This window comes from Streptomyces sp. NPDC102467 (assembly GCF_044765445.1).
In the GTDB taxonomy this organism is placed as follows: Bacteria; Actinomycetota; Actinomycetes; order Streptomycetales; family Streptomycetaceae; genus Streptomyces.
In genome coordinates, this window is the sequence record NZ_JBIWKA010000005.1 from 79,940 (window position 1) to 101,806 (window position 21,867).

Genomic DNA, 21,867 nt, shown 5'->3' on the forward strand with positions numbered 1-21,867 from the left:
GGCCGAGCGAGGGCTCCGAGGCCAGCGGATTTCCGCTCCCTTGGGCCCCTCGGCCCCCTGCCCCGCGCGGATCGCGCCCCGCGAAAGGCCTACAACGCCGACAACTCGTCCACCAGGTCGTCCAGGCCCAGCGACCCCTGCGACAGCGCGGCCATGTGCCACGCCTTGGCGTCGAAGGAATCGCCGTGCGCCGCCTGCGCGTTGGCCCGGCCGAGCAGCCACGCCCGTTCGCCCAGCTTGTAGCCGATCGCCTGGCCGGGGATCGACAGATACCGGGTCAGCTCGCTCTCCACGAACTCCGCGGGACGGCTGCTGTGTGCCCCGAAGAACTCCTGCGCCAGGTCGGGGGTCCAGCGCTCACCCGGATGGAACGGCGAGTCCGCCGGAATCTCCAGCTCCAGGTGCATGCCGATGTCGACGATGACGCGCGCCGCCCGCATCATCTGCGCGTCCAGGTAGCCGAGCCGCGTCTCGGCGTCGGTGAGGAAGCCCAGTTCGTCCATCAGGCGCTCCGCGTACAGCGCCCAGCCCTCGGCATTGGCGGAGACGCAGCCGAGTGTCGCCTGGTAGCGAGAGAGGTCCTGTGCGACGTGCACCCACTGCGCCAGCTGCAGATGGTGGCCGGGGACGCCCTCGTGGTACCAGGTGGAGAGCAGGTCGTAGACCGGGAAGCGGGTCGCGCCCATCGTGGGCAGCCACGTACGTCCCGGCCGTGCGAAGTCGACGGACGGCGCCGTGTAGTAGGGGGCTGCCGCACCACCGGGCGGTGCGATGCGGGACTCCACCCTCCGTACCCGCTCGGCGAGGTCGAAGTGCGTGCCGTCGAGCGCGTCGATGGCCTCGTCCATGACGCCCTGCAGCCACTTCCGCACCTCGTCGACACCCTCGATGTGCCGTCCGTGCTCGTCGAGGTGGGCGAGGGCCACCCACGGCGTCGCGGCGCCCGGCAGGATCTTCTCCGCCTCGCCGCGCATCTCGGCGAGCAGCCGGTGGAACTCGCTCCAGCCGTACGCGTACGCCTCGTCCAGGTCGAGGTCCGCACCGGTGTAGTAGCGCGACCAGCGCGCGTAGCGCTCACGGCCCACCACGTCGGGGGAGCCCTCGATCGCGGGCGTGTACACGTCGCGCATCCAGTCGCGCAGCCCGACGGTCGCCGAGTCCGCCGCCTGCGCCGCCTGGGTGAGCTCCGCGCGCAGCGCCTCGGGTCCGGCGGCGGCGAACTCCTCGAACCAGCCGCGCTCCTGCCCCGCCCACTCGGTGAGCTGCTCGACGAACGTCGCCGTCGGCCGCGGCCCCGCGTGCAGCTTTCGACTTAGGCCGAGTTCGAGCCTCTCGCGGTACCCCCCGAACGCCGTCGGCACCGCCCGCAGTCGCTCGGCGACCGCCGCCCAGTCCTCGTCGGTGTCGGTCGGTGTGATGGTGAAGACGTCGCGCACGTGGTGGACCGGAGAACCGAGGTTGGTGACGGCACGCAGCGGCTCCTCGGCGTCGTGCACGGCGAGTTCGGCCGTCAGCCGTTCGCGCAGCAGCCGCGCGCACCGCCGCTCGACATCGGCTGCGGCACCCGGCGCCCGCTCCGCCTCGTCGAGCCGCGCGAGCGTCTCGCGGGCCAGCCCGGCCACGGCCTCGATCCCCGCGGGCGAGAGGTCGGGCAGCTTGCTGTGGGACGCGCGGACGCCGAGATACGTACCCTCGACGGGGTCGAGGTCGACGAGGGCGTCGACATAGGCGTCGGCGACCTGGCGGGGCAGCTGACTCTGGGTGTGAGACGTGTCTGGCATGCGCACATCCTCGTACGCGTCAGGGGGCCGCGTCACCACCCGGTGGGAGCAGCGGACCGCACTCCCACTGCTGGAAGATCAGCCGGGTCTCGACGCGCGCCACCTCGCGCCGGGCCGTGAACTCATCGAGGACGAGCCGCTGCAGATCCGCCGTGTCACGGACGGCCACATGCACCAAGTAGTCGTCGGGGCCGGTGAGATGGAACACCGTACGGGCCTCGGGCAGCGCCCGGATCCGGTCCACGAACGGGCCGACCAGCTCCCTGCGGTGCGGCCGCACCTGCACCGACAGCAGCGCCTGCAGTCCCCGGCCCAGCCTGGCCGGGTCGAGCCGCAGCACATGCCCCAGGATCACCCCCGAGCGGCGCAGTCGGCCCACCCGGTCCAGGCACGTCGAGGGCGCGACCCCGACCTGCGAGGCCAGGTCACGGTACGTGGTGCGGGCATCGTTCTGCAGCAGCCGCAGTATCTCCAGGTCGATCGGATCGAGTACGACGGAATCGGCCATCCGCCGAACGTAACACGGGAGTTGGCCCCTCCACCCCGTCCGCTGTTCAGCCTGGGACGCATGGACGACACCTCCCGCCCCAGGGCCCTCGCCACCGAAGCCGTGCACGCGGGCCGCGACGACCTCGCGGCCCTCGGGCTGCACGCCGCGCCCATCGACCTGTCCACCACGTATCCGTCCGCCGACAGCCGCGCCGAGGCCGCCCGTATCGACACGTTCGCGGCCTACGGCGTCCTCGACGACGGGCCACCGGTCTACGGCCGCCTCGGCAACCCGACCGTCGCCCGCTTCGAGACGGCCCTCGCCCGCCTCGAAGGGACGGACAGCGCGGTCGCGTTCGCGAGTGGCATGGCGGCGTTGACCGCGGTTCTCCTCGTACGTCTCTCAGCGGGTCTGCGTCATGTCGTCGCGGTCCGCCCGCTCTACGGGTGCAGCGACCATCTGCTGACGGCGGGCGCGCTCGGCTCGGAGGTCAGCTGGGTCGATCCGGCGGGCATCGCGGACGCGATCCGGCCCGACACCGGCCTGGTGCTGGTCGAGTCGCCCGCCAACCCGACCCTCGCGGAGGTCGACCTGCGCGCCGTCGCCCACGCCTGCGGCTCCGTGCCGCTGCTCGTCGACAACACCTTCGCCACACCCGTACTGCAACGGCCCGTTGAGAGCGGGGCCCGGCTCGTGCTGCACAGCGCGACCAAGTATCTCGGTGGCCACGGGGATGTGCTGGGCGGGGTGGTGGCGTGCGACGAGCTGTTCGCACGCGAGCTGCGCAAGGTCCGGTTCGCGACGGGCGGGGTGCTGCATCCGCTCGCCGGATATCTGCTGCTGCGCGGCCTGTCTACCCTGCCGGTGCGGGTCCGTGCGGCCTCGTCGACCGCCGCGGAGCTGGTCCGGCGCCTCGCCGCCGACCCGCGCGTGACCCGCGTCCACTATCCGCGGATCGGCGGCGCCATGGTGGCCTTCGAGATCGCGGGGGATCCGCACGCGGTGATCGCCGGGGTCGAACTCGTCACCCCGGCGGTCAGCCTCGGCAGCGTCGACTCGCTGATCCAGCATCCGGCTTCGATCAGCCATCGCGTCGTGCCGGCCGACGACCGCAGGGCGGCAGGCGTCGGCGACCGGCTGCTGCGCCTGTCGGTCGGTCTGGAGGACGTCGAGGACCTGTGGGCCGACCTCGATCGGGCCCTGGGCGCCGAGCATCGTATGGCCGACGAACTCAGTGCCGCTCGGCCTGCTCGTACGGCGGAGGGGACGCCACCGGAGTCGCGTCGAGCCGTGCGGTGATCACCAGGGTGCCTTCCTCGATCTGGTAGTCGAGCGGCAGATCGAGGCCGCGCATCGCCGCGACCATGCCGGTGTTGGACGCCTGGGTGACCGCGTACACGCTCTCGCAGCCCGCCTCGACCGCCAGCGCGACCAGCCGGCCGAGCAGTTCGGCGCCGATGCCCCGGCGCTGCCAGTCGTCCTCCACGAGCAGCGCGATCTCGGTCTCGTCACCGTCCCACAGCAGATGACCGAGGGCGACGATGCGCCCGGAGGTGGTCTGCGCGGCGAGGGTGCGGCCGAAGCGGGGGCTGAGCAGGTGGTCGAGGTAGCGGTCGGCGTCGCCGACGGGGCCGTGGTAGCGCATGCCGAGCGTCCGCTGCGAGCACCGGTCGTGCATCGCCTTCGACGCCGTCAGGTCCGCGGCGTGCGCGCGCCGCACCGTGATGTCGTTGCCCTCGGGCAGCGTGAGGATGTCCTGGCCGCGCGGCACCCGTGGGCCGAGGCGCGCGTCGAGCTCCACAAGGGCGCGGGCCCGCGCGAACTCGGTCGGGGTGAACGGCAGATACGGCCGTTCCACGGTGATGACCCCGCCGTCCGGTGTCCGCAGCCGCATCGTGTTCTCGTCGAAGCCGCCCTCGACGGTGCGCGCGTCGTTCGCCCCGGCCGTCGCGGGCAGCGACCTGATGGTGCACCGGCCCAGCAACTGACGTAGCGCCAGAGGCAGTTCGGCCGCGTCCAGGGCCGTGCGCGTGGCCAGGCCCAGGATGCGGGTGGGGGCGTCCACCAGGTCGTGGGCGTCGGCCCGCTCGGTCCAGGTGCCGGAGCCGCCGGCCGCGGCCGCCGACCGGGTCAGTTCGGCGGCAGGCAGTTCCTCGGGGGCGCGCAGCAGGAACTCGTCCACGGTGCCCTCGGCCAGCGGGTGGGTCTGCAGGCTGAGGATGTCCACCCGGAGGCGGGCCAGGGACGTGCACAGCGCGGCGAGGGAACCCGGCTCGTCCCGCACCGTGGTGCGCATCCGCCACAAGGTGCTCCGCGCGGGATCCAGGGGCGCACCGAGAGCCGCCGCACCGAGGCCCTGCGCGCCGGTGTCCTCCGGAGCCGGAGGCGCATGGCCCTGACGGCGTGACCACCATTGAGTGGCCCGTTCCCTCAAGACCCCGCGCCTGCGGCGGACGGGGCGGTCGTTCTTCACGTGGGTCACATCAGACATGTCTCGACTCATGCGTCCATCGTGAAGGAACGGTGTTGCGTGATCGCGAACGGTTTGTGACCGATGGGTAAAGAGTGCCTATGCCCGTTTGTTTATTGTTTGACCTGTTCTCGGGTGGGCCCTGTCATCACTGCCCGACGCGCCCCGGCTGCAGTGTCCGGGAGAACAGCACGTCACCGCCCTCCTGCCGGAGCCGTACGGTCAGTTCCCCGCTGCCGCCGTCGATGTCGACCTCCCCGAAGTACGGCGGGGTCTCCGCCGGTGAGGTGTTCGCCCGCGTCGGGGCCTTGATGAACACCTGCCGCGGGCCGAACGTCCCGTCGAGCTTCGCCGCCTGGAATCCGCCCGCGGCCAGCGGGCCCGAGACGAACTCCCAGAACGGCGCGAAGTCCTTGAACGCGGCGCCCGACGGTTCGTAGTGCTGCGCCGAGGTGTAGTGCACGTCGGTCGTGAGCCACAGCGTGCCGGTGATCTTCTGGTGCTTGATGTGCCGCAGCAACTCGGCGATCTGCAGCTCCCGGCCGAGCGGCGCGCCCGGGTCGCCCTGCGCCACCGCCTCGAAGTTCACCGCTCCGTCCGCCACCACGAGGCCCAGCGGCATATCGGAGGCGATCACCTTCCACACGGCACGAGAGCGCGACAACTCCCGCTTGAGCCAGCGGAGTTGCTCGGCCCCGAGAATGCCCGTGGTGTCGTCGGCCTGCCGGTTTGGCGAGTTCGCGTCGCGGTACGTGCGCATGTCGAGGACGAACACGTCGAGCAGCGGCCCCTGCTTCAGCACCCGGTACACCCGCCCGTCCGCGTCGCCCGGCGGCAGCGTCGAGACGGGGAAGTACTCGCTGAACGCGCGCAGCGACCTGGCCGACAGCACGTCCGTGCTCTTCTCGGTGTAGCGGGCGTCGTCCAGGATCTGCCCCGGGTACCAGTTGTTGTGCACCTCGTGGTCGTCCCACTGCGTGATGGTGGGCACCTGGGCGTTGAACCGGCGCGCGTTCTCGTCGAGCAGGTTGTAGCGGAACGCGCCACGGAACTCCGCGAGCGTCTCGGCGACCTTCGACTTCTCCTCGGTCGTCACATTGCGCCACACCCGCCCGTCCGGCAGCGTCACGCTGGGCAGGATCGGCCCGTCCGCGTAGATGTTGTCGCCGCTGCACAGGAAGAAGTCCGGGTCCAGGGCGCGCATGTCCTCGTATACGCGGTAGCCGCCGCGGTCGGGGTTGATGCCCCAGCCCTGGCCCGCGATGTCCCCCGACCAGAGGAACCGCACCCCGCCACGGCGCCCCACGGGCGCGGTGCGGAACGTTCCCGGGACCGGCGCGCCGGTGCGGCGCGGATCGTCCGGGTCGGCGAGCAGCACCCGGTAGTGGATCTGTTCGCCGGGCGGCAGGCCGCGCAGCCGGGTCGTGCCCGTGAAGTCGGTGTCCGGGCCGACCAGCGGGCCGCGCCAGCGGGTCGTCCGCTTGAACGACTCGGTGGCCGACGTCTCGACGATCATCCGCGCGGGACGGTCCGAGCGCACCCACACCAGGCCCGAGTGTGCGCCGACGTCACCGACCTGCACACCCCAGCCCGCCTCCGGGCGCCCCGACAGGGCGAACGCGGGGGCGGCCGCGCCGGCGATCGAGGGCAGCGCGAGCGCCGCCGACGCGGCGAGCGAACCCCGCAGCACTCCACGGCGACCGGGCAGGGGACTCGGCGGACGGTGTGACATGGGCGCCTCCAGAGACGGTTCCGACAACGGTGCGGTGCCTGGGACTGTGCGCGACGCCGCGGAGCCAGACCTACTGCTTCACCACGGCGCACGCGCGAACCTCAAGTGAACAACTACCTCCTGCGTCAGGGGAACCGGGCGCGCCGCTCTCGTGGGGTCCCCGCGGCCGACGGGAGGAGAGCGTCACCGGTCCGGTTCCTGAGCGGCGCGCGCCAGCAGGCGTACGCCTTCGGTGATGCGGGCCGGCGTCTGATGCGCGTACCCGATCACCAGGGGGACGCCGTCGTCCGCCGCGTCGCCTCCATAGTGGCTCAGCGGACGGACGGCCACTCCGGACGCGGCCAGACGGGCCAGGAGAGCGGCCTGCGGGCCGCACCGCGCGGGCAGGGTGGCGATGGCGTGCAGACCCGCAGCGATGCCCGCCACCTCGGTGCCGGGAAGGTACTCCTCCAAGGCGGCCACCAGCGCGTCCCTGCGCTCCTTGTAGGCACGTTGGCAGCGCCGCAGATGCCTGTCGTGGTCGCCGCGCTCGATGAAGTGGGCCAACACCGCCTGGTCGAGCGCCGGGTTACCGAGATCCATGTACCGCTTGCGCGTCACGATCCCGTCGGCCAGCGCTTCGGGCACGACCAGCCAGCCCAGCCGGAGGCCCGGCGCCAACGCCTTGCTCACCGAGCCCGTATAGGCGACGTGTTCCGGATCGAGGCCTTGCAGAGCGCCTACAGGAGCGCGGTCGTAACGGAAGTCCCCGTCGTAGTCGTCCTCCACGATCAGACCGTTCACTTCCCGCGCCCACTCCAGGAGTTGAGCCCTGCGCGGTGCCGAGTACGCGATGCCGGAAGGGAAGTGATGCGACGGCGTCGTGATCACGGTACGCACCCCGGAGCCGCGCAGGGACGCCATGGCGAGGCCTTCGTCGTCCATGGGCAGCCGCGCCGCACGCGGCCCCGCTGTCGCGAAGAGCTCCTCGTACTGTGGGCTGCCGGGGCTCTCCACGCCGACAGCGCTCTCCCCGCGCGCGTGAAGCACCGCCGCAAGGAGCGTCACCGCCTGCGTCACCCCGGAACAGACGATGATCCGCTCCGGGTCCGTCACCACGCCGCGGCGCCGGGCGAGCAGTTCGGCGAGGGCCGTACGCAGCCGGGGCAGGCCCCGCGGATCCGGATACCCCAAGGTCTGGTGCGGCAGTTCGGACAGCACGCCGCGCTGCGCCGCCGCCCACGCGGCCCGCGGGAACAGCGACAGATCCGGGCTGCCCGCCACGAAGTCGGCCCGCACGCCGGGGGAGGAGCCCGGCGCCAGGTCCCGGGCCCCCGGCGCGGCGGCCCGTACCGCCTCGCCCACCCACGTCCCGGCGCCCCGCCCGCTGCGCAGATAGCCCTCGGCGGTCAACTGCTCGTACGCCTCGGTGATCAGACCGCGCGACACCCCGAGATCGCCCGCCAGATCCCGGCTCGACGGCAATCGGGTCCCGGGCGCGAGCCGCCCCGAACGCACCGCCGCGCGCAGCGCCGACTGCAAGGAACGACCACGCGCGCGAGCGGGCGCGCAGGCGGCCGGCAGCAGCAACTCCCAGGCGGCGGACGGCGGATACGGCGGCGACGTCATACGAAGGGACCTTAATTGGTCTCCGCTATCGGTCAGCGACATTGGCCAGAGCCCTTGGACAGCGATATTGGTCTCCGATGCAGCACCCTGAGTGGACCTCGAACAGGACCACCACCCCTCATAGCGTCGGCGCCATGAACGCCACGTCCCTCCGGGGCTCTCTGCTCGCCGCCCTCGCCTGCGTCTTGGTGGGCGGCTCCTTCACCGCCAACAGCGTCCTGGGCCACTATCCGTACGCGGGCGGCCAGTTCCTGCGCTACGGACTCGCCTGCCTGCTGCTCCTGCCGCTGGCCGGCCGCGGTGGCGCGGGTCCGCTCCGCCGCCTGGGGTGGCGCCGCTGGGCCCGGCTCGCCCTGCTCTCGGCCGTCGGCATGGTCGGCTTCAACCTCGCGATCCTCGCCGCGGAACGGACCGCCGAACCGGCGGTACCCGGCGTCTTCGTAGGATGCGCCCCTGTTGTCGTCGCAGTCCTGGTGCCCCTGCTGTCCGGGCGTCGGCCGCGACGGATCGTGCTCTACGGTGCGTTGCTCGTCGCTGCCGGAGCGATCACCGTGCAGGGGTGGGGGCGTACGGACGCCGCGGGCATCGTTTTCTCCGTATGCGCCCTCGCGGGGGAGGTCGGGTTCGCGGTGCTCGCCGTACCGGTGCTGCGGCCGCTCGGCCCCCGGCTCCTGTCGTGCGTCGTCTGCGCGATCGCCGCGCTGGAAGCGGCCGTTGTGGGCGTCGTCGTCGACGGCGCCTCCTGGCTGCGGGTTCCCGATGGTCCGGAGACGGCGGCCCTGGTGTGGCAGGCCGTGATCGTCACCGTGATCGGCTTCGTGTGCTGGTACATGGGCATGCAGCGGATCGGCGCGGAGCGCGCCACGCTCTTCTCCGGGCTCATCCCCGTCGCGGCGGCCTGCACCGCACCCCTGGTCGGCGCGGGGTCGTACGGCCTCGCCCAGGGCGTCGGCAGCGCGTTGGTGGGCGCCGGGGTCGCCCTGGGGTCAGGGGCGTTCAGCCGCCGGTCACCGGCTCGTGTCGAGGATGACGCGCGCCACGAGGGCGGGGTCGTCGTTCATCGGCACATGGCCGCAGCCGGGCAGCTTCACGAGCCGCGCCCCGGGGAGGACCTGCTTGGCGCGGACGCCCTGGCGGCGTACGAGGAGCCGGTCGCGCGAGCCCCAGGCGATGGTGACCGGGACCTCCGGGACGTCGTCGCGGAAGAGCACGGCACGGCCCGCCTCGAGCGTCTCGCGGAACCCGGTCGCGTCGCGCAGCGCCACCGTCTCGGCGACGACCGCCTCGGGTGAACGGCGGCCGGGCCGCGCGTAGATGGTCCCGGTGAGCGCGGCCCGGCCGACGGCGGACCGGGACAACCGCTCGACCAGCGGCAGCGGCATCGCCCGCGCGCCCTGGCGCATCGCGAGCAGCGTCCCGAAGGCGTAGCGGCGCTCGGCCTCGGTCCAGAACCCGGCGGGGGAGAGCGCCGTCACGGACCGGGCGAGCTTTTCGCGGCCCATCTCCAGGGCGAGCAGCCCGCCGAGCGAGTTGCCCGCCACGTGGGGCCGGTCGATCCCGAGCTCGCGGCAGAACGCGGCCAGGACGGGCACCACGCTCGACAAGTCGTAGGCGAACCCCGCCGGCAGTGCGGGCGACGTCCCGAATCCCGGAAGGTCGACGGCGATCACGTCGCGCTCGGCCGCCAAAATCTGCAGCACCGGCTGCCAGGCCTGCCAGTGGTGTCCTATCCCGTGCAGCAGAAGCAGGGGTTCGCCGACGCCCGCCCGCTCGTACGTGACGGTCGCCGTGCGCGATCCGCCGGGGCCGTCGATGCTGAAGGACGCCTGTGCCGCCATGTCGCTCGCTCCCTGTCCCCGCCACGCCTCGACGGTTCCTTAGACTCCTTGTCAGCAACAATTACCGCTCAGTAGCGTTCAGTTCAAGAGGGAGAGCGGCAAAGGTGCCGGTGCCGCCTGGACAGCGGGTGCTTCGTCGGTTGGGATGGGGGCGTGGCCACCGATACCGCGATCGACGTCTTCGAAGAGCACCGGCCCGTCCTGATGGGCGTCGCCTACCGCATGCTGGGCCGCGTCGCCGACGCCGAGGACGTGGTCCAGGACGCGTGGTTGCGCTGGTCCCAGGCCGACCGGACCGAGGTGCGCGAACCACGCGCCTACTTGGTGCGCATCACCACCCGCCTCGCCGTCGACCGGCTGCGCCAGGCGCAGAGCAGGCGTGAATCCTACGTAGGACCATGGCTTCCCGAACCGCTCGTCACCGACTTCGGCCCCACCGTGCCCGACACCGCCGAACGGGCCGTGCTCGCCGACTCCGTGTCCTTCGCCGTCCTCGTCGTCCTGGAGTCGCTCTCGCCGCTGGAGCGCGCCGTGTTCGTACTGCGCGAGGCGTTCGGGCTGCCGTTCGCGGAGATCGCGGCCACCCTGGAGCGCGGCGAGGCCGCGGTGCGCCAGCTCGCCGCCCGGGCCCGCAAGCACGTCGAGGAGCGGCGCCCCCGCTTCGACGTCGACCCGGCGCAACAGCGCGACCTCACCCAGCGGTTCCTCGCCGCCGCGACCGAGGGCGACCTCGACGGGCTCATGTCGCTGCTCGCCCCGGACGTGCGCCTCGTCGGTGACAGCGGCGGCAAGTCGAAGGCGCCGCTGCGCGTCATCGAGACCGCCGACAAGGTAGGCCGCTTCCTTACGGGAGCCGCGGGACAGGGGAACGCCGAGGGGTTCGAGTTCCGCACCGTGGAGATCAACGGCGGCCCGGGTCTGCTCGCCCTCTCCGAGGGAAAGGTCGACGCCGCCTTCCAGCTCGGCATCTCCGACGGCAAGGTCCAGTACGTCTACATCGTGCGCAACCCGGACAAGCTCCAGTCGCTCCTGTAGGCGAGGCATCACGCGGACTTGTGGGACCCGCCCTTCGCGCGAGCGCGGGTTGGCGGCCCTGCATATGTGTCGCATACGTGTCGCATGCGTGGCTCACGCCCGTCTCACACCCGCCTCTTGCCTGTCTCATGCCTGCCTTACGAACGCCGCGTGAACGGAGTGCGGCCTTCCATGAACGCTCTGCGGTAACGCCCCTGTGCGGGCAGTAACCGATCGAGGATTGGTCTTGACCAAGCTCGGGGGCGGCCCTACGCTCGCAGAGATAGTGCAGGAACCTTTAATAAACAAGGGCGCTAAAAGCCGCCGGGGCACGGCTGTTGCGGAGGACAGGGTGGGGACCACGCAGTTGGAAGCGGCACCGGAGCCGAAGTACTGGCACCTCAAGACCGTGCTCAGCGAGGCACTCGACTCCGAGTTCGCCGTCGGGGAGATCCTGCCGAACGAGCGTGATCTGGCGGCTCGCTTCGGCGTCGCCCGTGCCACGCTCCGCCAGGCCCTCGAGCAGCTCGAGCTCGAAGGACGGCTGCAGCGCCGCCGCGGCGTCGGCACCACTGTCGCGCCGCCTCGGATGGGCGTCGCCGTCGCCTCCACCGACCACGACTGGCCGGGCGCCGGCGGGGACGCGTGGCAGGCAGTCGACTGCACTCCGGACGTGCCGCCGGCCGCGGTCGCCGACATGCTGTGCACCGCCCCGGGTGAGACGGTGCACGTGCTGCGCCGTACGCGCGTCTCGCACGGCCAGTCGGTCGCGGCCGAGCTGCTCTACGTCCCCTCGGCCTCCGTGCCCGATCTGACCGCCATAGACACCCCCTCCGGCGCCGCACGCGCGCGTGCGGTCCTGCGGGAGCTGCAGCGCCTCGGCCTGGACGGTCAGGACCGAGCAGTCGAGCTCGGCTCGGCCCGCGCCGACGACGCGAAGGAACTGGACCGCCTCCCCGGCGCCCCGGTCCTCGTCGTCACGACCCGCTACTTCAGCGACGGCGTCACGGCAGCGGTCTCCCTGGCCACGTACCGAGCGGACACCTGCCGCCTCACCTTCGGCGACACGCCGAGCGTCGAAATACACCACACCCCCGAAACCCAGGCGTCCTGACGCAGACGCGCCGCTAGGGGGCGCGAGGACCGGCACGCTGCATGGGCGCCCCTTGCACGGGCGCCTCTTGCATGGGCGTGCCGACACGCGTCAGCGCCGCTGAGGGGGCGCGGGGAGCGGCGCGCTCAGCCACACACAACGGTCACTAGCAAACGGACCGCGCGCGCCTCCCACAAGGGCGCCCCGGCCAAGGCCAACTCCTCAAGGGGCGCGGGGAGCGGCGCGCCCAGCCACGTACAACGCCCAGCCGCGGAGATGCGAACCGAGGCACCCCACAAGGCGCCCCCCGTTCACCGCCGGGCGGAAACCGTCGCGTCCGTGACGAACAACTGCTCCTCCACATGATCCAACGCGAGCCGCAACGCCCCGGTGGCCACAGCCGCTTCCCCCAGCACAGACAGGGCAACCCGAGGCGGCCGAAGGCAATACCGCTCCAGTTCGCGCCGCAGGGGATCGAGCACACCATCCAGCCCTGCGGCCCACCCGCCGACGACGACCAGCTCCGGGTCCAACGCCAGCACGAGCGCGGCGACATCGTGCACGAGCCGCTGAATGAACCGCTCCATCGCCGCCCCGGCCCGCTCGTCGCCCTCCCGGGCCAGCGCGAACACCTCGGCCACTGCCTGCTCGTCCAGCGGATGCAGCGGCTCGCCCGTCGTCGACAGCAGCGTCTCCGGCCGCACCTCACGGCCCAGCAGGTGCAGCGCGCCGATCTCCCCGGCGGCGCCCCCGTACCCCCGGTGCAGCCGACCGCCGATCAGCGCGCCGGCCCCGGGACTGAGCCCGACCATCACGAACACCATGTCGTCCGAGTCGACCCCGGCGCCCTTCCAGTGCTCGGCCACGGCCGCGGTGTTGGCGTCGTTCTCCACGATCACCGGACACTTGAAGGAGCGCTGCAGCCGCTCGCCGAGTGGCAACCCGGTCCACCCCGGCAGCGCCGTACCGAGCCGCACCGTGCCGTCGGCCTCGACGATCCCCGGGCTGCCCACGCCGACCGCGCGCAGCGACCCGCGCGGCACCCCGGCGCGCCGCAGCAGATCCGCGACGGTCCCGCGCAGCCGCTCGATGCGGTCCTCCGCGGGCGCGGTCTCGGCGACGTCCTTGGATGCCGAGCCGAGGATCCTGCCGTCGAGCGCCGACAGCACCGCCGTGACCCGGTGTGCTCCGATCTCCAGGCCCAGCAGATGCCCCGCCTCGGCCCGGAAGCGGAACTTCCGTGCGGGCCGCCCCTGGCGCCGCGCGCCCGGTTCCTCGACGGTCGTCTCCACGACGAGTCCGCCCTCGATGAGCCCCTCGACGACACCTTCCACGGTCGGCCGTGACAGGCCCGTCACCCGCGTGATCTCGGTGAGCGTCGCGAAATCCGTGGACCGCAGCGCGTGCAGCACCACTGCGGAATTGATCCGCCTGAGCAGAGAGGGATCTCCGCCGGTCAGCTGCCCCAACGTCCGTCCTCCCAGCAGTTGCGCGTGTTCGCCGGATGGTACTCGCCGTCGTCGCTACCGGCGAGAGTCGGGTGCACTCCTGTGAGGGCGACCGCTCACCCGGGCGATCCGCGAAAAGGGCAGATCGGGCGTCAGGTCGGCGCGACGAAACCGGATTCGTAGGCGGCGATCACCGCTTGGGTCCTGTCGCGGGCCCCGAGCTTGGCCAGCACGGCGCTCACGTGCGACTTCACCGTCTCCGTGCCGACAACGAGATCCGCGGCGATCTCCGCGTTCGACAGGCCCCGAGCCATCAGCCGCAGCACCGCCCCCTCACGCTCGGTCAGCGCGGCCCGCACCATCGCGGCCCGCGCCGACGCGTTGCCGTACTCGGCGGCCAGCTTGCGCACCGCCGCCGGAAAGAGGAGCGACTCACCCGCCGCTACGAGCCGCACCGCGTGCACGATCTCGGCGGGCCGTGCCCGCTTCAGCAGAAACCCGTCGGCGCCCGCGCGCAGCGCCCCGTACACGTACTCGTCGTTCTCGAAAGTGGTGATGACAAGGATCTTCGGTGGCCGCGGCACGGCGCGCAGCACCGCGCGCGTGGCCTCGATCCCGTCGAGCAGCGGCATCCGTACGTCCATGGCGACGACATCGGGACACAGCTCGCGCACCAGGGGGACCACCGCCGCGCCGTCGGCCGCCTCACCGACCACCTCGATGTCCGGCTGCGCCTCGAGCACGGCGCGCAGACCGGCGCGGACCAGGGGTTCGTCATCGACGAGGAGCACAGTGAGCGGCACGCGACCAGCTTAGACAGGCTCTGAGGCCCCTTGGTCACGCCATCGGCAGGTCCACGTGCACCTGCCACTCGTCGGCGACCGGCCCGGTGCGCGCCCGACCGCCCAGCAGAGCGGCCCGCTCCCGCATCCCGCGCAGCCCGCTCCCCGTGCCCCCGGTCCCGGTCGCCGCCTTTGTAGGCAGGTCATTGCGCACGTCCAGGCTCAGCTGCCCGTCGGTGACGGTGAGGGCGACCCGGACCGGGACGGTGCCGCAGTGCCGCAGAACGTTCGTGAGCGCTTCCTGAAGGATGCGGTAGCCCTCCCTGGAGACGGGCCCCGGTACCGTCTCCAGCGGCCCGGACACCGCCACGTCCACCTTCGTTCCCGAGGCCCGCGCCGAATCGAGCAGCCGGTCCGCGTCCCGCAGCGTGGGACGGGCGCTCACCGGCTGCTCCGCCTCCCGCAACACCACCAGCACCCGCTCCAGGTCCTCCAGGGCGGCCCTGCCGGTCTCCTCGATGGCGCCCAACGCCCGGTCCGTGAACGCCGGGTCGCCCGCCGCCCGCGCCGCACCCGCCTGCACCACCGCGACCGTCAGCGCGTGACCTATGGAGTCGTGCAGTTCCCGCGCGATGCGATTGCGCTCCAGTAGTTGCTCGGTGCGCTCCTCCAAGGCGGCCAGACGCTCGGCCGCGGACGGACCGAGCAGTAGGAGAGCGGCCCGCGCCATCAGTCGGCCCGAACCCTCCACCACGTACAACAGGGTGAGCAGTACGACGGGAATGAGCAGTGCGCACCACCAGCCCTGTCCGGGCAGCGGCAGTGGTGACACCGTGCCCACCGGCTGACCTGCCGCGACGCCCACCAATTCCAGGACGACCGCCATCAGTTGGCCCGTAAGGAGCGCCACGGAGAGCCCAAGGAGCAGCCGCAGTACCAGCCACACCGCCGTTCTGCCCCGGTCCTGCCAGGACGCCGAAGGGGCGACCGAGACCCCGCTCTCCGCGCCGCCGCTCGCCACGCGCGCGTGCCCGCCGGAAAACAGCATCAGGCGCGCCTGCAGCCCCTCCGCGCGCCGGGCACCCGGCAGCATGCCCGCCAGTACGAGAAGCGGTAGGGGAACGACGTAGATGAGCGCCCAGTCCTGTAGGGAGGGGGATGAGAGGCCCGGGTAGATCGCGCCGCACACGAAGGCGAGTACCGCGGCGCACAGCAGATGCAGCCAGCGGGTATACGTGACCGTACGGGTCAGCGGTCTCAACAGGCGGGGCATGCGGCCATCGTGCCAGCCGCGCCGAGGCGGACGGTTCCCCCGTGCGGGGGAGACGATCCCCACCGGCGGGGGAGGACCGAGGCCCCGCCCGCGGGCCAGGCTTCGGGCATGACCAGTATCGACGTCAAGGACCTCACCAAGGAGTACGGCACGACGCGCGCAGTGGACCGGCTGACCTTCCGCGTCGAGCCCGGCCGCGTCACCGGTTTCCTCGGGCCGAACGGCGCCGGCAAGTCCACCACCATGCGCCTCGCTCTCGGCCTCGACCGCCCCACCTCCGGGAGCGCCCTCATCGCGGGCCGCCCGTATGCGACGTACGGCGAACCGCTGCGCCTGGTAGGGGCGTTGCTCGACCCGCAAGCCGCGCACGGGGCCCGCACGGCGCGCAACCACCTCTTGGTGCTCGCCGCCGCGAACCGCATCCCTGTACGGCGCGTCGACGAGGTGCTGGAGCACGCCGGGATCGCGGCGGTGGCCGGGCGCCGCGTCAAGACGTTCTCGCTCGGGATGCGCCAGCGCCTCGGCATCGCGGCGGCCCTGCTCGGCGACCCCGCCGTGGTCCTGCTCGACGAGCCGTCCAACGGACTCGACCCCGAAGGCATCGTCTGGATAAGGGAGTTGATGCGCGACCTCGCGCGCGAGGGACGTACCGTCCTGGTCTCCAGCCACCTGATGAACGAGACCGCGACCTTCGCCGACCACCTTGTCGTCCTCGGCCGCGGACGCCTGCTCGCCGACACCTCGATGCCGGACTTCATCGCCGCGCACAGCACCCGCAGCGTGCGGGTGCGCACCACCGAACCCGAACGGCTGCGTGCCGCACTGGCGCGCGCGGGCCGCCCGATCACGCCCACCGGCGACGGCCGCTGCAACGTGGCCGGCGCCACCGCCGCCGAGGTGGGCGCCCTGGCCGCGGCCGACGGTATCCCCGTACTCGAACTCGCCGACGAACAGGCCTCCTTGGAACAGGCCTATCTCGCTCTGACCGCGGCCGACACCGAGTTCGGCGCCAACCCCCTCCAGGAGGCCTGACCGTGTCCACCACCGCCGTACTGCACTCCGAGTGGATCAAGATCAGGTCGCTGCGCGGGACTCTCGGCTCACTCCTCGCCGTCTTCGTGGCCACCGTCGCGATCACGACCCTCGTGTTCGCCACCGTCGGCCGCGCCGAGGCCGACAACGGCGAAGACGCCCTCTTCGGCGCCTTCTATGCCCTCAACTTCGGGCAGATCGCGGCCCTGGCCTTCGGCGCCACCGCCGTCTCCGGCGAGTACCTCAACGGTGCGTTGCGGACGTCCCTCGCCGCTGTGCCCGACCGCACGCTCTTCTACGGGGCGAAGGTGGCGGCCATCGGTGCCTGCGCCCTCGTCGTCGGGACGGTCACGACCTTCACCGCGTTCCTCGCCGGACAGGCGTTCATGGGGCCCGACGCGCTCGGCCTCGGCGACCCGGGTGCGCTGCGGGCCTGTGCCGGCGGCGGTGTGTACCTCGCGCTGATGGCGCTGCTCGCGGCGGGGCTCACCGCTGTACTGCGCAGCGCCGTGGCCGTGTTGAGCATTCTCGTCCCGTTTCTGTTGATCGTGTCGTTCGTCGTCGGGGACGTAGCGGGGGCGGCCGCCGACTTCCTGCCCGACCGCGCCGGTCAACAGGTCCTGCGCCACGACGCGGTGGGCTCCCTCGGCCCGTGGACCGGACTGGCGGTGACCGCGCTGTGGGCCGCGGCCGCCGTCCTCGCCGGCTGGTGGACGGTGCGCCGCAGGGACGCCTGACGGCAAAGGGGGCCTGACGGTCGGTCGGCCCGTTGTCAGTGGCGGCCGCTTTACTGGAGGCATGGACATCGCGGAGCAACTCGCGACGATCGACCTGCTGTGGACCGGCCCTTTCCCGGCCGACCACGGCAGATCGGCCGCGGGCTGGGGCGGCCCCGGGTTCGTCATGGCGGAGCTGACCGAGCGGGGCGGGATCCGTGACCTCGCGGAGGCCCAGGCGGACGCCGACCGGGACGGCCTGTCCGCGCTGCTCACCGCCCGCTGGGGAGAGCCGTACCGGCTCAGCCTGTGGAGCGTGCACACCCGCGCACTGGAGCGCGGTGAGGACATACCCGAGCCCTGGGGCTGGCTCAGCGCCTGCGCCCAGGACCTCCACCTGTGGAGCGTCGGCGAGCGATGGGTGGCTCTCGCCGTCGCCCGCCAGGGCGACGAGCAGCCCTACCAACTCCTCGCCGTGATCACCGATGTCCCCCCTCCGTAGCGCGCCCGCGGCCCACCTGTGCGGAACTCGCGCGCCGCCATGGGATATTGCCCCTGAACCCGACCTCATCAGGTCTCATCAGTTCTCATCAGGTCTCATCAGGTTTCGTTCAGGTCTCACCACCGCCGCACACCGCAACCGCACACCGCACGAAGGAGAGCACATGAGCGACGACAGCGCGCAGCAGCCGGAGGAGCGGACCCCCGGCCACATCGCGCACAACGCCCGTGTGTGGAACTACTGGCTGGGCGGCAAGGACCATTACGAGGTGGACGAGCGGGTCGGCGACATGGTCACGTCCATGTACCCGAGCATCGGCGAAGTCGCCCGCGCCGACCGTGACTTCCTGGGCAGAGTCGTCGGCTTCCTCGCCGGCGAGGCCGGCATCCGCCAGTTCCTCGACATCGGCACCGGCCTGCCGACCGTGAACAACACGCACGAGGTCGCCCAGCGCATCGCGCCCGACGCCCGCATCGTGTACGTCGACAACGACCCGATCGTGCTCACCCACGCCCGCGCGCTGCTCACCAGCTCCAGTGAGGGCGCCACCAGTTACGTGGACGCCGACGCGCGCGACCCACGCGCGATCATCGAGGCGGCGTCCGGGACCCTCGACTTCGCGCAGCCGGTCGCGGTCATGCTCCTCGGCATTCTGAACTTCGTCCTTGATACCGAGGAGGCCACCTCCATCGTGCGCCGCCTCGTCGAGGCGCTCCCGCCGGGCAGCTATGTCGTCCTGACCCACCCGACGCTGGAACTGGGCGGGGAGGGCAACGAGGCGGCGATGAAGTTCTGGAACGAGAACGCGACGCCCCCGATCACCGCCCGTACCGGCGCCGAGGTCGCGGCGTTCCTCGATGGCCTCGACATCATCGAGCCGGGCCTCGTCTCGTGCGCCCGCTGGCGTACCGCAGGTCCTGAAGAGGGCCCGCAGGTCGCCCAGTTCGGGGTCGTGGCCCGCAAGCCGTAACTGCTGCTACTGCTCCGGCCCGTCGGGGGAGGACGCGGCGGCGCGCAGCCTGGCGAACTCCTCCGCCATCGTCGCCGCCGTCCAATGCGCGTTCAGACCACTGGGGTTGGGCAGCGCCCACACCCGGGCGCCGCCGATCGTCCGCTCCTGCGGGCCGATGCGCGCCTTGGGCTCCTGGAAGGCCGCGCGGTACGCGGTCACGCCCACCACCGCGAGCCAGCGGGGCCGCAATCGCGCGACCTTCTCCGCGAGGAGGCGCCCGCCCTCCCGGTACTCCTCGGTGCTCAGCTCGTCGGCCCGCGCCGTGGCCCGCGCGACCACGTTCGTGATGCCGAGTCCGTACGACAGAAGCTCCTCCTGCTCGGCGGGCTTCAGCTGCCGGGGCGTGAACCCGGACAGCTGCAGCACCGGCCAGAAGCGGTTGCCGGGCCGCGCGAAGTGATGCCCCGTCACTGCCGTCGTCAGCCCCGGGTTGATGCCGCAGAAGAGCACCGAAAGGCCGCTCGCGACGATGTCCGGAACCAGACGGTCGCGAGCGGCCTCCAGCTCCGCGGGGGTCGGCCGGGTCAGAGGATCGACCCGGGCGTGTAGCCGGCGGCCTGCGGGTGCTGCTTCACGATCTCCTCGACGCGGGTCACGATCTGCGCCACCTGACCGGCGGCCGCACCCGTGAACGACAGCTTGTCCGCCATCAGCTCGTCGAGCTGCGCGCGGTCCAGCGGAATGCGGGCGTCGGCGGCGAGCTTGTCGAGCAGCTCATTGCGCTCGGCGCCCTGCTCGCGCATCGCGAGAGCGGAGGCGACCGCGTTCTCCTTGATGGCCTCGTGCGCCTCTTCGCGACCCACGCCCGCGCGCACCGACGCCATCAGCACCTTGGTGGTGGCGAGGAACGGCAGGTAGCGGTCGAGCTCACGGGCGACGACGGCGGGGAACGCGCCGAATTCGTCGAGCACCGTCAGGAACGTCTCCAGAAGGCCGTCGAGCGCGAAGAACGCGTCGGGCAGCGCGACGCGACGCACCACCGAGCAGGACACGTCACCCTCGTTCCACTGGTCGCCCGCCAGCTCGCCGGTCATCGACGCGTAGCCGCGCAGGATCACCATCAGGCCGTTGACGCGCTCGCAGGAACGGGTGTTCATCTTGTGCGGCATCGCCGACGAGCCGACCTGGCCCGGCTTGAAGCCCTCGGTGACCAGCTCGTGCCCGGCCATCAGACGGATCGTCTTGGCGGTCGAGGAGGGCGCCGCGGCCAGCTGCACCAGCGCGGTGACGACCTCGTAGTCGAGCGAGCGCGGGTAGACCTGGCCGACGGACGTGAACGCCTGCGAGAAGCCCAGGTGAGCGGCGATCCGCTGCTCCAGATCGGCGAGCTTGTCCGCACCTTCCGCGCCGCCGCCGAGCAGGTCGAGCATGTCCTGCGCGGTGCCGACCGGGCCCTTGATGCCGCGCAGCGGGTAGCGGTTCAGCAGCTCCTCGACCCGGCCGTACGCGACGAGCAGCTCGTCGGTGGCCGTCGCGAAGCGCTTGCCGAGGGTGGTGGCCTGCGCGGCGACGTTGTGCGAGCGGCCCGCCATGACCAGCTCGCCGTACTCGCCGGCCAGCTTGGCGAGGCGGGCGAGGACGGCCACGCTGCGGTCGCGCACCAGCTCGAGGGAGAGCCGGATCTGCAGCTGCTCCACGTTCTCCGTCAGGTCGCGGGACGTCATGCCCTTGTGGACCTGCTCGTGCCCGGCGAGGGCGTTGAACTCCTCGATACGGGCCTTCACGTCGTGCCGCGTGACTTTCTCGCGCTCGGCGATCGACGCCAGGTCGACCTGGTCGAGCACCCGCTCGTAGTCGGCGATCGCGCCGTCCGGCACCTCGATCCCGAGGTCCTTCTGGGCCTTCAGTACGGCGAGCCAGAGGCGGCGCTCCAGCTTCACCTTCTCCTCCGGCGACCAGAGGGTGGCGAGCTCGGTGGAGGCATAGCGTCCGGCGAGAACGTTCGGGATACGGGGCTTGGCAGGCGCAGTCACGTGTACGGAGCCTATCAGCAGTCCGTACAGGTTCCGCCCCGTCCATGTGATGTAGGAACGCACAGGTCAGAGGGTGTCCGATCCGCCACTCGTGCGCGAGCATGTGAGACGGATGTGAGACGTCCGTAGCAGCGACCGCCAGGCGTCACGCAGCCTCGCATGACGTGACGCGGGCGCAAACGCCCCCCTGACCGACTCCACCGGGCAGGGGGGCTTCCTCGTTCCGCCTAACTCCACTAGGCGGGTGCGGCTACTGCGCAGGCTGTGCGGGTTGTACGGGCCAGCGGGCGCCTGCGCCGCGCTGGAGCTTGGACACGATCTCCGCCCGGTCGGCGGGGATGACGCGGACGGACACCTCGACGGCCTGCCCGGTCCGGGCCGAGGTGCCTGTCGTGGTCGTCTCCAGGACGGGCATGGACGTGGGCATTTCCAGCAGCTTGGCTTCTTCGCGGCTGGGCATGCGGGCACGCGTCACTTCCTCCCACTCCAGCGGCCCGTGTCCGGCCTCCTCGATGCGGTCGAGGTACCCGCCAGGTCCGGTGCTGGGCTCGCCGGCTTGGGGTGCCTCGGCGAGTACGTCGGGGTGGATCCAGGCATCGGCGATCTGGAAGGGCGGCTCGCCGACTGGACTCATCACCCGGCGCCGGCGCATGACCATGGTCCCCGGCTCGATACCCAGCCGTTCGGCGACGGCGTCCGGGATCGCGGTGTGGGCTGCGTGCGGGCGGCCATGCGGCGCCCACTTCTCGTCTGGCCCTTTCGCGGCAGGGAAGACGTAGCCGCTTGCTGGGTTGCGGGTGACTTGGCTGCCGCGCTGGATGCGCCGCCGCTCGCCGGGGTCACGCACGACGATGCCGAGGCGCTTGACGGGCCGTACCAGGCCCTCGCCTTCGAGCAGGTCGAGCGCGGCCCGGATGGTGGCCTGGCTCGCCTGGCCGCCGTCGGCGCCGTACTGCTCCTTGAGTTCCGAGTATCCGGGGAGCGTGCTTCCGGCGGGGAACTCGCCTGAGTTGATGCGCCGCCGCAGGTCAGCGGCGACTTCTTCGTACTTGGTCCCCATGCGTTCTCCCTCTGAACAGAATTAACAGTATCGATACTGTTGA

The 21,867-nt window shown here is 71.8% G+C and carries 19 protein-coding genes and 1 pseudogene; 8 read left to right on the forward strand and 12 right to left on the reverse strand.

Annotated features, from left to right (window positions below):
• Window positions 1-89: 89 nt before the first annotated feature.
• The gene (locus tag ACIREE_RS11375) at window positions 90-1,781 is read right to left on the reverse strand and encodes a DUF885 domain-containing protein (protein WP_404149613.1); all 1,692 of its coding nucleotides are present in this window, start codon (window positions 1,779-1,781) and stop codon (window positions 90-92) included.
• Between the two features lie 19 nt (window positions 1,782-1,800).
• Window positions 1,801-2,289, reverse strand: a complete 489-nt coding sequence (locus ACIREE_RS11380; protein WP_404149616.1) for an Lrp/AsnC family transcriptional regulator — start codon at window positions 2,287-2,289, stop codon at window positions 1,801-1,803.
• Between the two features lie 60 nt (window positions 2,290-2,349).
• Between ACIREE_RS11380 and ACIREE_RS11385 the strand changes: the two genes are divergently transcribed.
• Complete coding sequence (locus ACIREE_RS11385) at window positions 2,350-3,570, forward strand: trans-sulfuration enzyme family protein (protein ID WP_404149619.1); 1,221 nt, start codon at window positions 2,350-2,352, stop codon at window positions 3,568-3,570.
• Here ACIREE_RS11385 and ACIREE_RS11390 read toward each other — a convergent pair.
• The 3 genes from ACIREE_RS11390 to ACIREE_RS11400 all read right to left on the reverse strand — a co-directional run bounded on the left by ACIREE_RS11390 (window position 3,503) and on the right by ACIREE_RS11400 (window position 8,081).
• A complete protein-coding gene (locus ACIREE_RS11390) occupies window positions 3,503-4,774 on the reverse strand; it encodes a GNAT family N-acetyltransferase (RefSeq protein ID WP_404149621.1) in 1,272 nt (423 codons plus the stop codon). The genes ACIREE_RS11385 and ACIREE_RS11390 overlap by 68 nt on opposite strands.
• Before the next feature lie 115 nt (window positions 4,775-4,889).
• Window positions 4,890-6,473, reverse strand: a complete 1,584-nt coding sequence (locus tag ACIREE_RS11395) for an alkaline phosphatase D family protein (protein ID WP_404149624.1) — start codon at window positions 6,471-6,473, stop codon at window positions 4,890-4,892.
• A gap of 183 nt (window positions 6,474-6,656) precedes the next feature.
• The gene (locus tag ACIREE_RS11400; RefSeq protein WP_404149627.1) at window positions 6,657-8,081 is read right to left on the reverse strand and encodes a PLP-dependent aminotransferase family protein; all 1,425 of its coding nucleotides are present in this window, start codon (window positions 8,079-8,081) and stop codon (window positions 6,657-6,659) included.
• Window positions 8,082-8,215: 134 nt separating this feature from the next.
• On the opposite strand from ACIREE_RS11400, the pseudogene ACIREE_RS11405 reads away from it, so the two are divergent.
• A pseudogene (locus ACIREE_RS11405) lies at window positions 8,216-9,052 on the forward strand (DMT family transporter); the annotation flags it as partial.
• A 36-nt stretch (window positions 9,053-9,088) separates the two neighbouring features.
• Here ACIREE_RS11405 and ACIREE_RS11410 read toward each other — a convergent pair.
• The gene (locus ACIREE_RS11410) at window positions 9,089-9,919 is read right to left on the reverse strand and encodes an alpha/beta fold hydrolase (protein WP_404149630.1); all 831 of its coding nucleotides are present in this window, start codon (window positions 9,917-9,919) and stop codon (window positions 9,089-9,091) included.
• Window positions 9,920-10,072: 153 nt separating this feature from the next.
• Here ACIREE_RS11410 and sigJ point away from each other — a divergent pair, with 153 nt between their 5' ends.
• Together sigJ and ACIREE_RS11420 are read left to right on the forward strand one after the other, a co-directional pair.
• Window positions 10,073-10,954 carry an RNA polymerase sigma factor SigJ gene (sigJ, locus tag ACIREE_RS11415; protein WP_404149631.1) on the forward strand — a complete coding sequence of 294 codons (882 nt, stop codon included), beginning with the start codon at window positions 10,073-10,075 and terminating at the stop codon, window positions 10,952-10,954.
• Window positions 10,955-11,285: 331 nt separating this feature from the next.
• Window positions 11,286-12,047: a GntR family transcriptional regulator gene (locus ACIREE_RS11420; RefSeq protein ID WP_404149634.1), complete on the forward strand. Its 762-nt coding sequence runs from the start codon at window positions 11,286-11,288 to the stop codon at window positions 12,045-12,047.
• A gap of 290 nt (window positions 12,048-12,337) precedes the next feature.
• On the opposite strand, the gene ACIREE_RS11425 is transcribed toward ACIREE_RS11420, so the two are convergent.
• From ACIREE_RS11425 to ACIREE_RS11435, 3 genes are all read right to left on the reverse strand, one after another.
• Window positions 12,338-13,495: an ROK family transcriptional regulator gene (locus tag ACIREE_RS11425; protein ID WP_404149637.1), complete on the reverse strand. Its 1,158-nt coding sequence runs from the start codon at window positions 13,493-13,495 to the stop codon at window positions 12,338-12,340.
• A gap of 131 nt (window positions 13,496-13,626) precedes the next feature.
• Window positions 13,627-14,277 carry a response regulator gene (locus tag ACIREE_RS11430; protein WP_404149640.1) on the reverse strand — a complete coding sequence of 217 codons (651 nt, stop codon included), beginning with the start codon at window positions 14,275-14,277 and terminating at the stop codon, window positions 13,627-13,629.
• A gap of 34 nt (window positions 14,278-14,311) precedes the next feature.
• A complete protein-coding gene (locus ACIREE_RS11435) occupies window positions 14,312-15,529 on the reverse strand; it encodes a sensor histidine kinase (protein WP_404149642.1) in 1,218 nt (405 codons plus the stop codon).
• Window positions 15,530-15,637: 108 nt separating this feature from the next.
• Here ACIREE_RS11435 and ACIREE_RS11440 point away from each other — a divergent pair, with 108 nt between their 5' ends.
• The 4 genes from ACIREE_RS11440 (at window position 15,638) to ACIREE_RS11455 (ending at window position 18,749) form a co-directional block, all read left to right on the forward strand.
• On the forward strand, window positions 15,638-16,561 hold the full coding sequence (locus ACIREE_RS11440; RefSeq protein ID WP_404149645.1) for an ABC transporter ATP-binding protein: 924 nt from the start codon (window positions 15,638-15,640) through the stop codon (window positions 16,559-16,561).
• The gene (locus ACIREE_RS11445; RefSeq protein ID WP_404150471.1) at window positions 16,558-17,298 is read left to right on the forward strand and encodes an ABC transporter permease; all 741 of its coding nucleotides are present in this window, start codon (window positions 16,558-16,560) and stop codon (window positions 17,296-17,298) included. Before ACIREE_RS11440 ends, ACIREE_RS11445 begins: the two co-directional genes overlap by 4 nt.
• Window positions 17,299-17,359: 61 nt before the next feature.
• A complete protein-coding gene (locus tag ACIREE_RS11450; protein WP_404149647.1) occupies window positions 17,360-17,779 on the forward strand; it encodes a hypothetical protein in 420 nt (139 codons plus the stop codon).
• Between the two features lie 163 nt (window positions 17,780-17,942).
• The gene (locus ACIREE_RS11455) at window positions 17,943-18,749 is read left to right on the forward strand and encodes an SAM-dependent methyltransferase (RefSeq protein ID WP_404149649.1); all 807 of its coding nucleotides are present in this window, start codon (window positions 17,943-17,945) and stop codon (window positions 18,747-18,749) included.
• 6 nt (window positions 18,750-18,755) lie between these two features.
• Here the strand turns inward: ACIREE_RS11455 and mug are convergent, their stop codons facing one another.
• The 3 genes from mug to ACIREE_RS11470 all read right to left on the reverse strand — a co-directional run bounded on the left by mug (window position 18,756) and on the right by ACIREE_RS11470 (window position 21,824).
• On the reverse strand, window positions 18,756-19,319 hold the full coding sequence (gene mug, locus ACIREE_RS11460; RefSeq protein ID WP_404150473.1) for a G/U mismatch-specific DNA glycosylase: 564 nt from the start codon (window positions 19,317-19,319) through the stop codon (window positions 18,756-18,758).
• Window positions 19,316-20,764, reverse strand: coding sequence for an adenylosuccinate lyase (gene purB, locus ACIREE_RS11465; RefSeq protein WP_404149651.1), 1,449 nt, complete (start codon window positions 20,762-20,764; stop codon window positions 19,316-19,318). Before purB ends, mug begins: the two co-directional genes overlap by 4 nt.
• A gap of 250 nt (window positions 20,765-21,014) precedes the next feature.
• Entirely contained in the window at window positions 21,015-21,824 is an 810-nt protein-coding gene (locus ACIREE_RS11470) for a GntR family transcriptional regulator (protein ID WP_404149654.1), read from the reverse strand.
• Window positions 21,825-21,867: the final 43 nt, after the last annotated feature.